The organism is Halobellus sp. GM3, from assembly GCF_052545375.1.
In genome coordinates, this window is sequence record NZ_JBQWLT010000022.1 from 1 (window position 1) to 14,065 (window position 14,065).

Below are 14,065 nucleotides of genomic sequence, written 5' to 3' on the forward strand. Positions count from 1 at the left end.
GCGTTGCCGACCAGCCCCTTCGACTGCCCGATGGGCCGACCCATCTCCCGGGTGGCGATCTCCGCGAGTTCGTCGACAGGGAGACGATCGTCCTGCAGGGAACGACCACCAATCGGACGCCGGCGCTCGAACACATCCCGCTGTCGGAGCCGGGGTCGTTCTTCTGGCGCGGCGGCGCCGGGCTCGGGTGGGGCGTCCCGGCCGGGATCGGCGTGAAACTGGCCGCCCCCGAAAAGCGGGTGTTCTCGCTCGTCGGCGACGGCGGGTACCTGTTCAGCAACCCCGCATCGAGCGTGCTGGCCGCGAAGAACGCGGACGCGCCGACGTTGAGCGTGGTGTATCACAACGACGGCTGGGAGGCCGTTCGCCGCGCGACGAGAAAGCAGCACGGCTCGGGGGCGGCGGCGAGACAGGGCGTCCCGGAGGGCGACTACGGGGAGTCGATCGACCTCTCCCGGATCGCGACGATCGCGGACACGCACACGCGGCGGGTCGACGCGCTCGACGAGATCGAGGGCGCGCTTGCCGACGCGGTGGCGGCGGTCGACGACGGACGGGACGCCGTTCTCGACGTCAGACTCGACGTCGATCGGTGACCGACATTGCCGCGGACAGCGGCCCGACCCGGTACGTCCCTCCGCTGTGGGTCCGCGCGGCCCTCGAACGTCGTCGCGTTTGCAACTGATTTCGCATTCGATCGCACGAGTGCGTGCGCTCGGGCGAGTGAAGACGTGCAAACGCTACTATCGTATCAGTGAAGCGTGACGCGCTATCGGTCGATCGATTCGCCGGACGAGTGAGCGAACGCTGAACCGTCGCGATACTCGCGATGAACCCCTCCGCGACGACGACTGGGACTGGGGACTCCCGTGGTCGTTCTGTATTTCAAAACGGATGCCGCCGGGACTGGGCGACGAAAAAAGGAGACGGCCGGTCATCGAGTCCAAGGATCGAATGTCTGTCGCGCAGATCAGTGAGAATCTCTCGATTTGTGGCGGTATTTAGTGACAGACCGACGCCCTCGGACCGTTTCACCGCCTGCGATACCAAGAAATGACGGCGACCACCGCTCGAAATAACAGATGTACTGTTGTTTGTAAACGCCGATATGCCGTCGATAGCCGGTATTCAGTGACCCCCGTTTTCGTATTCAGAACGCAATCGGCGGAAGGCCGGCGTCGGTGGCGCGTATGCTACTCGGCGACGCGCACTCCCTCCGCGTCGGGACGCCAGCGCATCACGCGCTCGTGAAGCGGTGCGAGTACGCCGTACTCGACCACGATCAGGAAGACGACGAAGATGATGAGCCAACTCATCATCGTCGGTAGATCGTACTGATCGAAGTACCGTCGGAACATAAATCCGACGCCCCGGGTGAGCAGGAACGCCTCGACGAGGAGCGTGATCTTCCAGCCGACCGAGAGCGCAGACCGGAAGCTGGCGAACAGGAACGGCGCGAGTTGGGGAATGATGATGTCGGTGAACGTCTGGACGCGGCCGGCGCCGAAGAACTCCGCCATCTCGGCGAGATCTGCATCGAGCGTTCGGGCGCCCTCCCACATGTTCAGCGCGATGAACGGGGTGATGACCACCGGGACCGCGAAGTAGCCGCTGTTCGCGTTGAAGCCGATCCAGATCGCCGAGACGAAGACGATGACGAGGGAGGGAATCGCCAGCCAGCCGTAGATCCACATCGAGAGCGTGCTCTCGAGGGTCTCGTTCCGCCCGAGCGCGATTCCGAGGAACGTCCCGGCGATCATCGAGACGAAGAGCGAGGCGAAGAGCATCTCGATCGTCTTCCAGACGTGGAAGTAGAACATGTTGTCGTAGGGGCCGGGCGTGGTCAACACGACGACGAGGGCTGCGAACGTCTCCGGGAGTCCGGGGAAGACCTGCGGGAACGCGACGCCGCCGGCGTACCACAGGGCCAAGAGCGAGATCACCGAAGCGACCGTGTAGAGGTGCCGTTGCAACCGGTTCATCTCAGTCCACCACGTGTTCGTGGAACTCCCTGTACAGTTCCGCCTCGCGCTGTGCGATGTCGGGGTCGTCGTACTGCCGCGGCCGGTCGATCTCGATCTCGCGGCGGGCGAACATCTCCCCGTTGGTGTTCATCATGTAGATGTAATCGGAGAGGAACACCGCCTCGTTGATGTCGTGGGTGACGAACAGGATCGTCTTTTGTTCTTGGTTCCAGATGTCGAGCAGTTCCTCCCGGAGGTCGCGGGCGGTGATCTCATCGAGGCTGCTGAAGGGCTCGTCCATCAGGATGATCTCCGGCTCGGTCGCGAGCGCTCTGGCGATGGCGACGCGCTGTTTCATCCCGCCCGAGAGCCGCGTCGGGTAGTTGTCGCCCTCGTCGCCGAGGCCGACCATCTCGAGGTACCGACTGGTCCGCCCGTCCCACTCGCCCTCGGGGACGTCGCGGGCTTCGAGCGCGAACTCGATGTTCTCGCCGACGGTCTTCCAGTTGAGAAGGCGCGGCTCTTGGAAGATGTACCCGAGCGAGAGGTCCTCCGGGGAGACGTCGCGACCGCCCCTTCGCATCGTCCCCCCGTCCGGTTCGACGAGCCCGGAGATCACGTTCATCAGGGTCGTTTTCCCGCAGCCGGAGGGGCCGAGCAACGAGACGAACGCGCCCCCCTCGACGTCCAAGTCGACCCCGTCGAGGACGAGGATCCGCCCCTGCCCCGGCTTCTCGAACTGCTTGACGATGTCGCGGAGCTCCAGCGTGTCCTCGGAGGCGCCCGCGGTGTCGGCTGCCGTCTCCCCTTCAGCGGCGGTCATAGCGACCCCCCTCGGCCACACCGTGGGAGAATATCGTCGTAGGTATCCTGTCGGAACATAGATCGTGTTAACAGGTTTCACAAGAGGAGGAATGTATAATAATCTTTCTATGGTGTCTCCGCTCATATTTCCGGTCGACGACACGTCTGCCGGGTGTTCTCGCCGTCGGGGACCACAACCCTAGCGGGCCGCGGCGGGCGCTTGCGACGACCGCAGGCCGACTCCCGATCAGATAGAGACGACGACATCGCCGTCTCGGACGGACACGTCGAAGGCCCTGATCCCCTGACTCGGGTCCACCTCGTGACGGCCGGTCTCGAGGTCGAACTCCCAGAAGTGCCAGGGACAGTGGACCGACTTTCGCTCCTTGTCGATGACGGGGAGCTCGCTGTGGAGAAAGCCCTCCCCGAGCGGGCCTCCCTTGTGGATGCAGCGGTTGGAGACGCCGTAGAACTCTCCTTCGACGTTGAAGACGGCCACTGACAGGCCGTCGACCTCGACGATCTTTCCCTCCCCTTCTGGGATCTCGTCCGCGGCTGCGACGGTGTGCTCAGACATACTCGATTCCTTAGACATACTAGATTCTCAGGACGCGTTCGGCGTTCTTGTGCAGGATGTTTTCGCGGAGGTCCTCGTCGATGACGCTGGACTCGAAGGTCCAGTTCGCCAGATCGAGCGTGTAGTGCGGGTAGTCGGTCGCGAACATCAGGCTCTCGTGAGCGTTCGTCATATCCAGCATCGCCTCGAAGTTCTTGGGCTTGTCCGGGATCGTGATGGGCTGTGAGGAGAACGAGAAGTGCTCTTCGACGTACTCGCTGGGCGTCTTCTTGAGGTACTCCTGTCCGAGCTCCGTCACCCGCTCTGTGAGCTGAATGTCCTCCGGGTGGTCCTGGTAGACCTCGTCCATCCGCATCTTGATGAACGGGACCCAGTTCAGCCCGCCCTCGATCATGATGATCTGGAGTTCGGGGTACTTATCGAAGACGCCGGTCATCACCATGTTCCCCACCATCATCATCGCGCGGACGGGGTGAACGAGCCCGTACATCTCCGTCCAGGTTCGAATCGAGTTGCCGATGAGGTCCTTCTGCGGCCAGTTGCCCGTCCCGCCGCCGTGCAGTGCCAGCGGGAGATCTCGTTCGACCAGCGCCTCGAACACCTGGTCGTACTGGGGGTTCCCGAGCAGACTGTAGTGGCCGAAGAACCCGTAGAAGCCGACCACGTCGTCGTTGTCCCCCCACCGCTCGATCTCCTCGACCGACGCCTCGGGGTCCCACTGCGGCAGTGCGGGGAGCACCTTGATGTTCTCGTCGGCCGGGGAGACCTCCTCCAGCACGTAGCGGTTGTACGCCCTGACGATCTCGTTTTTCAGGACGACGTTCTGAACGTCCGGGAGCGTGTTGTACCCCGGGGTCAGCACGGGCATATCGAGCGCGAGTTTCTCCGCGACGTCGATGACGTCCGCGGCGGTCTCGGCGACGCCGTGGGTCTGGCGGCCGTTCCCGCCGTGGGGCGTCGCGTACCCGGACGCCCAGTACCGCGTGGTCGGCGGGAAGTCCTCGAGTGAGAGCGTCCGCTTTGCTCCCTCGTGTTCGACGTAGGGGAGGAGTTTCTCCATCGCGGGCTCGAAGTGGAAATCGATGTCGACGATGAACGCCTCTCGCATCTCGTCGCTCACCGGATACCGTTCGGCTTTCAGTCCGGACATATACCGTAACGTGTGTGCGGCGTCGTATAAATCTACCTTCGTTTGAGGACGTACAACGGGACGAGACGGTGGATATCGGCGTTTCCGACCGTCGGAGAGAGGTGGAGTCCACCGAAATCCCTATCTACCGCAGCGAGAAGGTCCACGTATGACCGACGACTTCGACGGGCGAGTCATCCAGTCCGACGAGGTACTGTTTGACATCATCGAACACCTAGAGCGCGAGGGCGATTCCGGCGTCTCCGAGTTGGCCGAGGCCGTCGGCCGGTCGAAGGGGACCGTCCACACGCACCTCACGTCGCTCCGCAACCGCGGCTACGTCGTGAACGACGGCGGGAAGTACCGGCTCGGTCTCCGGTTTCTGGACCTCGGGATTCACGTGCAGAACGCCGTCGACCTCTACCACGTCGCGGCGCCCAAACTCGCGGAGGTCGCCGCCGAGGCCGAAGAGAACGCCCGCTGCGTCGTCGAGGAAAACGGCCTCGGGACGTTCATTGTGGGGGCGACGGGGAAACACTCCGTCAACACCGACGTCCGCGTCGGGACCCAGACGCACCTCCACTGCATCTCGGGCGGCAAGGCGATTCTGGCGCATCTGCCGACGCACCGCGTCCGCGAGATCGTCGACGCCCACGGCCTCCCAGCGCGGACTGAAAACACCATCACCGACCTCGACGCCCTCCTCACGGAGCTCGAAACGATCCGCGAAGACGGCTACGCGCTCAACCGGGGCGAATCGATCGACGGGATTCACGCCGTTGCCGCGCCGGTGCTGGACGAGGACGACGCCGTCGTCGGGGCAATAAGCGTCTCCGGCGCGGCGAACCGGCTCCCGATCGACCGCTGTCGGGGGGAACTCGCCGACCTGGTCGTCGCCACCGCGAACGAGGTCGAACTGAACCTCACGTACGCCGACTCGCGATAGGACGTGCACCGCTTCGGACACGTGTTCGACCTCATCAAACGCATCTCCGGACCGAAATCCGCCCCCGAGCCGAGAACTGAGTTGCGAGCGACAGAAAACGCGTGTCGGTGCCGGAAAGCCGAACCGACCTCGACTCAGGAGAGCAGCGACTCGATGTTGCCGCTGTTGATCTTGTCCTTTTCGTCCTGCGGGATGTCGAGTGCGTCCATCGCCTCGACGTTGCTGCTCATGAAGTCGGACCCCTCGTGACCGCCGTAGGGGTAGTCGGTGGCGAACACCATCTGGTCGGGGCCGAACACCTCATAGACGTTCCGGAGCGCCGGGCCCGAGCCGTAGAGGACGGCGTCCGCGTAGAACTGCGTGTAGTACTCCTCAATCGGCTTCCGCAGGGGCTCGTAGCCGCCCTCGAAGACCTCCGGCGTGTCGCCGAACGTCCCCTCGTCGTAGAAGAACAGTTTGAGCCGCTCCATAAACGGCGCCGTCATCCCGCCGCCGTGGTGGGTGATGATGTTGAGATCGGAGTACCGCTCCATCAGGCCGCTCAGCACGAGTCTGACCAGCGCCAGCGAGGTGTCGAACAGCCACCCGAGCGCGAGGTCGACCCCCCACTCGTACGTCCAGTCGTACCAGTCGTGGACCTGCGGGTGGATCCAGATGGGAACGCCGCGCTCTTCGGCCAGTTCGTATATCGGGTGGAGCTCTTCGGTGTCTACGGGCTGGCCCTCGTAGTTCGAGTAGATCTGCAACCCGGCCATATCGAGCTGATCGAGGCAGCGCTCGGCCTCCTCGAGCATCGAGTCGTTCAGGACCGGCAGGGTACCGACGGGGATGAACCGGTCCGGATGGGTGTCTGCCACCTCTCGGATCTCGTCGTTGGCCTGTTCGACGAGCGACTGAACGGTCGCCTCCGTGGCGTACTCGCGGATCCCCGGCCAGAAGTGGGGCGCGCCGAGCGCGACGATCTGCTTGTCGATGCCGAACGTATCGAGGTGATCGATGCGGCGGTCGTAATCCCAGAACCCGGCGGTGTCCGGGTGGCGCTTGTAGGCGGGAGCGCGATACACCTCGCCGAAATCGTGGTAGTACTGCTCGGGAACTTCGTGAGCATACGCGTCGATACGCATACTGGCTCGTCTCCACGATAGCACGTAAATGTATCGCACGGCGGGGGGAAGAACGACCGAAGAGAAGCGGCGGCGCGGCGCCGTCGGACGGCCGCGACCCCGTCGTCCGGCACCGCCACCTCGTCGGACGGATGCGACGTCGCAGTGACGCTGAGAAACCGATGAGCGCACCCTGAACCGCCGATCGAAAGTGGCAACCTATACCACGATGCCGGAGAAACGGCTATCCGAAGGAATGTCCTCTCCCGTTGCCCCCGCGGACGACGACGTGGAAATCATCGACAGCGGCCATCTCGTCGCCACGCGCAATCCGGTCGCGGACGCGCCCGAGTTCTGGGCGGTCGTCGAAAACCGAACCGCACGCGAGGCGGTCACGGTCGAACTCGAGTTGCGCGACGAGTTCGGCGTGCTGTCGAGACACGAGCGGACCCACACCGTCGATGCGTCCGAGCGGAAGCGGTACCGCTTCGCCGTGCGACCGCCGTCGTCGTTCGACCAGTACGTGTTCAATATCACCGCTCGGGACGCGCCCGAGAGACGGGACGGGAACTAGCGCTCGGAGAGCCGCGATCGACTCGTGAGCCGAACCGCCGGCTAACGGGGTCGGCACCGACGATGCGGCACCGGCGACGCGGCACCGGCGACACGCGCTCCCCCGAATCTTTATTCAACCTCGAGGCGGTGGATCACGCAGCAGTATGACTCCCCCTAAGGAAAGCGGCGGCGACGAGGACCATCTCGCGGCGATGCGGGCGGCGAACGGGCACGACTTCGGTCTCCGGCGCGGGCGCAAGGAGTTCACGAACTGGATCGACGAACAGCTCTCGTGGAAGGAGACGTGCTACATCGGTGATTGGTCGTTCCTCGCGAATCTCAAACTTCGGGGAACGGACGCCGTCGACCTCCTCTCGACGCTGTCGGTGAACACGTTCGAGTCGTTCTCGGTCGGGCAGGCGAAGCACCTGATTCAGTGTTCGGCGGGCGGCGACGTGATCGCCGAGGGCGTCCTCTCCCGAACGGCCGAAGACGAGTTCGTCGTCCATGGCCTCCCGTGTTACTGGACGGCGTACAACCTCGAGACCGGCGAGCGAGGTCGATTCGAGGTCGAGACGGAGTGGCGCGATACGTTCAACTTTCAGGTTCAGGGGCCGCGTTCGATCGAGCTGCTCGAGGAGCTTACCGACGCCGCGCTGTCCGACATCGAGTTCATCCACTTCGACACCGTCGACATCGCGGGCGTCGACGTGACCGCGATCCGGATGGGGATGGCCGGCGAACTCGGCTTCGAGCTTCAGGGCCCGGCGGGCGAGGCCGACGCGGTCTGGGACGCCATCGTCGACGCCGGCTCGGAGTACGGGCTCCGACGACTGAGCGAACGCACCTCGTCGATCAATCACCTCGAGGCCTGTTTCCCGACGCGGGGGAGAGATTACGTCCCTGCCATCTTCTCGACGGAGCTGGCGCCGTTCAGATCGTGGGTCGACGCGCACGCCTCCCGCGACGTCCTCACCTATCCGATCGAAGGGAGCTTCAGCGCCGAGGACATCAGCGCCTGGTACCGCACGCCGGTCGAACTGGGGTGGGAGCGGAACGTCGCGCTGGACCACGAGTTCCTCGGACGCGAGGCGCTCGAATCCGAACTCGCCGATCCGGAGCGGACCATCGTCACGCTGGTCTGGAACGACGAGGACGTCGTCGACGTCTACGCCTCGCTCTTCGAGGACGGGCCGCACAACAAGTACATGGAGATGCCGCACCAGCAGAAGCGGGCGATGATCGCCGACGAGGTGCGTCGCGACGGGGACCCCGTCGGCGTGTCGACGTGCCGCGGATACAGCTACTACTTCCGCGAAATGCTCTCGCTCTGTACCATCGACGTGGCGTCGAGCGAGCCCGGAACAGAGGTGACAGTCGTCTGGGGAGAGGGAGCGAACCCGAAGAGCCCGACAGTCGAATCCCACGAGCAAACGACGGTTCGCGCGACGGTTGCGCCGGCCCCCTACAAAGACGACAACCGCCGCGTCGATCCCCGTTCCCGGTAATCGGACGCGAGTGGTTAGGAGTTGATGCTGGGGTTGACCTCGTACTGCCGCCGGCTGAGCTTCGAGAGGTCGTCGTTGTCGGCCAGGTCTTCGATCTCCGGGATGACTTCCTCGCCGAACAGACGGATGTTCTTTCTGGCAAGCCTGTCGGGGAGCGATCCGAACTGGAACAGCCCGATCAGCGTGCCGAACCCGCCCATCGTCTCGTACTGGTCTTTGATCTCTTGAGTGACGTACTCGGGGTCCCCGACGATGATCTCACCCGACTCTTGGAACTCGTCGAAGTCGAAGTTCATCGCCTTCTGGCCCTTGTCGGGCATCTCCTGTTCGTACTCGAAGGCGTTCGCCTCTCGGTACTCGGTGTCGCCGACGGCCTGGACCGCCCCGGCGCGATAGCTCGCCGCCTGCAGGTAGTTGTAGAAGTAATAGAGGTGTTCTTCGGCCTCCTCTCTCGCCTGCTCCATCGTGTCGGCGACGTAGACGAACCGGGCGGGCGTGAAGTAGTCGTCCGAGGGAGTGTGTCCGTACTGCTCCTCGGTGAGCCGTCGGTACTCCTCGAAGGTGTTGGCGACGTTCTCGGTGCCGACGAACACGCGACCGATCGGCACCTGCTTGTCGGCGGCGTATTCGATCGATTTCTGGCTCTCCGCCGACATCCAAAGCGGCGGGTGGGGGTCTTGGTACGGTCGGGGCCAGATGTAGACGTTGTCGTAGTCGTAGTACTCGCCGTGGAAGTCGAACTGGTCGTCCTCGGTCCATGCCTTGAGCACGAGGTCCCACGCCTCGGCGAAGCGCCCGCGCGACTCGTTGGGATCGATCCCGTAGGCGACGTACTCCGGGGGGATCCCCCGGACGAACCCGCTGACGATGCGACCGCCGCTCACGGAGTCCAGCATCGCGACCTCCTCGGCGACCCGGATCGGGTTCTGTCGGATCGGCAGTACGTTACCCATCACGCCGATCCAGACGTCGTCGGTCCGCTCGACCAGATGCGACGCCGTCAGGTTCGGCGAGGGGCCCAGCCCGTAGCCGGTGTAGTGGTGCTCGTTGACCGCGACCATATCGAAGCCGACCTCCTCTGCGAGCTCGAACTGATCCAAGTAGTTCTGATAGAGTTCGTGACCGATCTCCGGGTCGTACTCGTCGTCCGAATAGGGCCAGGCGACCGGGTCGTCACACTCTGGCCAAGGCATCAAATTAAATGCACACACTCTCATAGTGGTTCCACAGAGCATTCTACACCATTTATATCTAACGACTATTGTGGGGCGTTATCATCCGGTGGTCACGAGCGAGGATCAGCGTCGACGCGGCCGATCGTGGCTGACGGCTGACCGGTGCGCGAGAGCAGGTGTAAGGCGCGAGCGCACACACCACAAGTTATATATTTCCGCGGCCGTCACTCGGTCGTAGGAGAACAATAATGAGAAATAGTCGACGACGGTTTCTGAAAACCGCTGGCGTCCTCGCGACTGCCGGCCTCGCAGGTTGCTCAGGATCGGAAAACGGCGGTAGTGGTGACAGCTCTGGCGACAGCTCCGGTGATAGCGGTGGCGACAGCAGCGGCGGCGACAGCAACGGAGAGACGACCGGAAGCACCGGCGACGATCTGATTCCGGTAACGGTCCAGTGGCCCGAGGGGACCGTCAATTATCCGCTGTTCGAGGCGGCGCAAGAACAGGGCTTCTTCGAGGACGAAGGGCTCGATGCGACGGTCGAGTACCCACCGTTCAACGCACAGGTGCAAGGTATCACGAGCGGCGGGGTCGAGACCTCGATGCCGTCGGTGCTGCCGTACGTGAACAACTACATCAACGGCGAAGACCTCGTCACCTACGGGTTCAGCGGCAGTCTCCAGTCGGTCAACGCGGTGTACGTCCGGGCCGAGAGCGAGTACGAATCCATCGAAGACCTCGAAGGCGAGCGCATCGGCGTCTGGTCGTGGGGGTCCTCGACAGTACAGGCGTTCCAAGCCGTGTTGGCCGAACAGACCGGCCTTCGGCTCCGGGAGGATTTCGAGACGACCACCGCGGCGCCGCCGGCGCTTCTCGGGCTGCTCGACGACGAGCAGATCGACGGGGTCATCAACGTGAGCGGACTCACGATCACGATGGAGTCCCAGCCCGACAGCTACCGGAATCTCGTCCAGCTCAACAGCCTCTGGAACGAGATGGCCGGCCACACGCTTCCGCTCACGTCGTGGTGGTCGTACGCAGACTGGTACGACGAGAACACGGACGTGGCCGCGGCGCTGGTCCGCGCCTCCGACAGCGCCGTCGAGTACTGGCGGAACAACACCCGTTCGATCCTCGAAGAGTACGGCGGGCCGGCGAGCGTCGACACGGACGCGAAGATGCAGGTCGTCGAGGACTGGGCCAGTGAGGGGCAGGTGTTCCACGGGCAGGCCGAGGAGTCCTACGTCGACTCGGTGTGGCAGTTCCTCGAGCTGATGGAGGCACAGGAGTTCATCGACGCCGCGCCGTCTCGCGACGACATCCTCCGAGACCCGCGATAGCCACGTCGCCTCTCGCTATTCCTCATGTACTCTTACATTCAAGATCGGAACATAGAGAAGAAAGCGGCCGTCGCAGTGGTGCTTCTCGGCCTCTGGCAACTCGGATCACAGTTCTTCCCGTACTACGTATTTCCCAGTATCGGAGAGTTACTCACGGCTGTGCAGACGGTTATCGTCGACCCGCAGTTCGGGACCTATCAGAGCAACCTCTTCGATACGTTCACTCGCCTCCTAGCCGGATTCGCCATCTCCGTGGTCGTCGGGACCATCGTGGGGACAGCGATGGGGCTCCGGAAGGATGCGGAGGCCTTCCTCCGGTCGTGGATCGTGATTGGACTCTCCGTGCCGTCGATCGCGGTCGCGTTCGGACTCATCATCGCGCTCGGTATCACGGAGTGGGTCCCGGTACTGACGGTCGTGATCATCGGCGTTCCGTTCGTCATCCTGAATATGTGGGAAGGGACGCAGGACCTCGATCCGGAGATCACCGAGATGGCCGACTTCTTCGGCGCGAGTACTCTTCAGCGGTACCGCGACATTCTCCTGCCACAGGTGCTGCAGTACCTCTTCCCGTCGATGTACTGGGGACTCGTCGTCTCTTGGAAGGTGCTTTTCGTCGCCGAAGTGTTCGGTGCAGGCTCCGGCGTCGGCTACATGGTCAGCTACTGGTTCGAACAGCAGCGTGTTGACCTCCTCCTCGGCTGGATCGTCATTCCGGTCCTGCTGATCATCCTCGCACAGGAGAGCCTCCGCGCCGCCGAGCACCGTCTGATGCAGTGGCGGTAACGCCGACGTCGGGGGGCGGTTCCTGACCGCCACCCGATTCCGTCCGACGGTCAACACCCTCCAGAATACGAACTATTATACCGTGACTCGCTCTTGGACTGAATGATGAAACATCGCCGTACTGAGCGCCTTTGCTCTCCGCAGCGGGCGGCATCGATCGACACGGGCACGCAGACGGAGAACGACGGATGATCCCCGGCGGCGACATACTCACTCTCGGGATCCTCCTCGCACTGTTGGGCGCGTCGGCCTTGGCGGTGCAGTCGCTCGCCGTTCGGTACGGGACGATCGGGAGCGACTCCTCGGACGCGCTCGTCGTCACCTTCGCGGTGAATCTCGCCGTCTTAGTCCCCGCGGCGTTTCTCTTCGGCAACCCGATCGAAGAGCTCACGCTCCGGGCGCTCGCGGCGTTCACCGCCGCCGGACTCATCGGGACGATGATCGGACGGGCGTTGCACTTCGAGGCGATAAAGCGGATCGGGTCCAGCCGCTCGGAGCCGATCAAGGCCTCCCAACCGCTGCACGCCTCGCTCATCGCTGTCGTGGTCCTCGGGGAAGTCGTCACCGGCGGCCACCTCCTCGCGATGCTGGCGATCGTCGCCGGGATCGCGATCATCTCCTACGAGCACGGTCAGGGGGGGAGCGTCGGCGACGCGGGCTACGTCGGCCTCGCGTTCCCGTTCGCGGCGGCGTTCTTCTACGGGATCGAACCGACCTTCGCCAAACTCGGCTTCGCCGAGGGCCCCACCGTGCTCACCGGGCTCCTTGTCAAGATCGTCTCCGCCGGCACCGGCTTCCTCCTGTATCTGTGGTGGACGAAAGGGCTGCCGGATCCCCGAGGCATCGACCGGCGGGAGCTCCCGTGGCTCCTCGGCGCCGGCGTGGCGAACACTGTGTTCCTGCTCGGTTACTACGGCGCGCTCGAACTGGAACCGGTCTCGATCGTCGTCCCGCTCGTCCAGTCCAGCCCGCTCGTCGTGATCCTGCTCTCGGTGCTCCTCGTCAGCGACGATCTCGAACGGATCACGCCGCGGCTCATCCTCGGTGCGCTGGTCGCCGTGGGCGGTGCGATCGGCGTGACGCTTCTGAGCTGATCGCCGCCGGGGCCGACGGCTGCCCGGGTACGATAGCCGCTCGCGATGGGACGGCCGCTCGAAGTTCGATAGCCGCTCGGAGAACGGTTCCCGCTCGCGGTCAGTAGTACGAGAGGCCCGGGTCGGCGTTGATCGCCTGCCCGGTCATCACGCCGCTGTCCGGGCCGGCGAGGAACGCGACCACGCCGGCGATGTCCTCGGGTTCGACGACCCGATCGAGGTCCTGCTTGTCGACGTAGTCTTCGAGGTATTCCTCGCCCGCCTGCTGGGACGCGCCCGACCACGTGAACCCCGGCATGACGGCGTTGACTCGGATGCCGAGATCGCCGATCTCGGCGGCCATCGCCCGCGTCATCGCGAGGACCGCGCCCTTCGAGGCGACGTAGTGGAGAAACCCCGGAACGCCCATCGTGACGACCGACGAGGAGATGTTGACGATGCTCCCCCCGTCGTCGAAGGCGTCGAGGGCGTGTTTCGAGGCGAGGAACGTCCCCTTCGCGTTCACGCCGAGCACCGTGTCCCACTCCTCGGCGGAGATCTCATCGAAGCGCTTCTTGTCCGTGACCAACGGCGCGTAGTACGCCGCGTTGTTCACGAGGACGTCGAGGTCGAGTCCCTCGAACACCGCCCGCATCTCCGCCTCGTCCGTCACGTCGCCCTCGCGGAACTCCGCGCTGCCGCCGGCGGCTTCGATCCGTTCTACGGTCTCGCTCCCGTCGGCGACGTCGGTGACGACGACGTGTGCCCCGTCGGCGGCGAGCCGTTCGGCGATGGCCTGTCCGATTCCCGTTGCGGCCCCTGTCACGACCGCGGTTCGTTCGGCTGTCATTCGGTACGCCCGGCTTCGCTGTGGGATAGCATAACAGTTGTCCCGTGGCGGCCGCGTTCACCCCCGCCCGAACGTCGGGGGCGGGCGATCGTCGGTTCTCTGACTCGAACGATTCGCCGTCGTCGCGACACCGACCCGACGGAGGTGGGTGGTGCGCGTATTCGGCGTCGATTGAGGCGGGTGGTGCGCGTATTCGGCGTCGACGGAGGTGGGTGGTTCGCTTATTCGGCGTCGGTGGAGCCGATGTCGACGTTG

14 protein-coding genes are annotated in these 14,065 nt (G+C 64.2%); 7 read left to right on the top strand and 7 right to left on the bottom strand.

Going from position 1 to position 14,065, the window contains the following annotated elements; genetic code table 11:
- The coding region (locus tag ACT3HL_RS17365) for a thiamine pyrophosphate-dependent enzyme (RefSeq protein WP_445088012.1) at window positions 1-596 on the top strand (596 nt) is incomplete at its 5' end.
- A gap of 597 nt (window positions 597-1,193) precedes the next feature.
- Here ACT3HL_RS17365 and ACT3HL_RS17370 read toward each other — a convergent pair.
- From ACT3HL_RS17370 to ACT3HL_RS17385, 4 genes are all read right to left on the bottom strand, one after another.
- The gene (locus ACT3HL_RS17370; protein ID WP_445088013.1) at window positions 1,194-1,982 is read right to left on the bottom strand and encodes an ABC transporter permease subunit; all 789 of its coding nucleotides are present in this window, start codon (window positions 1,980-1,982) and stop codon (window positions 1,194-1,196) included.
- Window position 1,983: 1 nt separating this feature from the next.
- Window positions 1,984-2,787 (bottom strand): ATP-binding cassette domain-containing protein, encoded by an 804-nt coding sequence (locus ACT3HL_RS17375; RefSeq protein WP_445088014.1) that lies wholly within the window; start codon window positions 2,785-2,787, stop codon window positions 1,984-1,986.
- 228 nt (window positions 2,788-3,015) lie between these two features.
- Window positions 3,016-3,363 carry a Rieske 2Fe-2S domain-containing protein gene (locus ACT3HL_RS17380; RefSeq protein WP_445088015.1) on the bottom strand — a complete coding sequence of 116 codons (348 nt, stop codon included), beginning with the start codon at window positions 3,361-3,363 and terminating at the stop codon, window positions 3,016-3,018.
- Window position 3,364: 1 nt separating this feature from the next.
- Complete coding sequence (locus ACT3HL_RS17385; protein WP_445088016.1) at window positions 3,365-4,495, bottom strand: amidohydrolase family protein; 1,131 nt, start codon at window positions 4,493-4,495, stop codon at window positions 3,365-3,367.
- 148 nt (window positions 4,496-4,643) lie between these two features.
- On the opposite strand from ACT3HL_RS17385, the gene ACT3HL_RS17390 reads away from it, so the two are divergent.
- Window positions 4,644-5,420: an IclR family transcriptional regulator domain-containing protein gene (locus ACT3HL_RS17390; RefSeq protein ID WP_445088017.1), complete on the top strand. Its 777-nt coding sequence runs from the start codon at window positions 4,644-4,646 to the stop codon at window positions 5,418-5,420.
- Between the two features lie 134 nt (window positions 5,421-5,554).
- On the opposite strand, the gene ACT3HL_RS17395 is transcribed toward ACT3HL_RS17390, so the two are convergent.
- Complete coding sequence (locus ACT3HL_RS17395) at window positions 5,555-6,544, bottom strand: amidohydrolase family protein (protein ID WP_445088018.1); 990 nt, start codon at window positions 6,542-6,544, stop codon at window positions 5,555-5,557.
- Between the two features lie 235 nt (window positions 6,545-6,779).
- On the opposite strand from ACT3HL_RS17395, the gene ACT3HL_RS17400 reads away from it, so the two are divergent.
- Together ACT3HL_RS17400 and ACT3HL_RS17405 are read left to right on the top strand one after the other, a co-directional pair.
- A complete protein-coding gene (locus ACT3HL_RS17400) occupies window positions 6,780-7,097 on the top strand; it encodes a hypothetical protein (RefSeq protein WP_445088019.1) in 318 nt (105 codons plus the stop codon).
- A 145-nt stretch (window positions 7,098-7,242) separates the two neighbouring features.
- Window positions 7,243-8,586, top strand: a complete 1,344-nt coding sequence (locus ACT3HL_RS17405; RefSeq protein ID WP_445088020.1) for an aminomethyl transferase family protein — start codon at window positions 7,243-7,245, stop codon at window positions 8,584-8,586.
- 14 nt (window positions 8,587-8,600) lie between these two features.
- Here the strand turns inward: ACT3HL_RS17405 and ACT3HL_RS17410 are convergent, their stop codons facing one another.
- On the bottom strand, window positions 8,601-9,779 hold the full coding sequence (locus ACT3HL_RS17410) for an LLM class flavin-dependent oxidoreductase (RefSeq protein WP_445088021.1): 1,179 nt from the start codon (window positions 9,777-9,779) through the stop codon (window positions 8,601-8,603).
- A gap of 230 nt (window positions 9,780-10,009) precedes the next feature.
- Here ACT3HL_RS17410 and ACT3HL_RS17415 point away from each other — a divergent pair, with 230 nt between their 5' ends.
- The 3 genes from ACT3HL_RS17415 (at window position 10,010) to ACT3HL_RS17425 (ending at window position 12,981) form a co-directional block, all read left to right on the top strand.
- Window positions 10,010-11,101 carry an ABC transporter substrate-binding protein gene (locus ACT3HL_RS17415; protein WP_445088022.1) on the top strand — a complete coding sequence of 364 codons (1,092 nt, stop codon included), beginning with the start codon at window positions 10,010-10,012 and terminating at the stop codon, window positions 11,099-11,101.
- Window positions 11,102-11,260: 159 nt separating this feature from the next.
- On the top strand, window positions 11,261-11,887 hold the full coding sequence (locus ACT3HL_RS17420) for an ABC transporter permease subunit (protein WP_445088023.1): 627 nt from the start codon (window positions 11,261-11,263) through the stop codon (window positions 11,885-11,887).
- 188 nt (window positions 11,888-12,075) lie between these two features.
- On the top strand, window positions 12,076-12,981 hold the full coding sequence (locus ACT3HL_RS17425) for an EamA family transporter (RefSeq protein ID WP_445088024.1): 906 nt from the start codon (window positions 12,076-12,078) through the stop codon (window positions 12,979-12,981).
- Window positions 12,982-13,081: 100 nt separating this feature from the next.
- On the opposite strand, the gene ACT3HL_RS17430 is transcribed toward ACT3HL_RS17425, so the two are convergent.
- A complete protein-coding gene (locus ACT3HL_RS17430) occupies window positions 13,082-13,810 on the bottom strand; it encodes an SDR family oxidoreductase (protein ID WP_445088025.1) in 729 nt (242 codons plus the stop codon).
- Window positions 13,811-14,065: the final 255 nt, after the last annotated feature.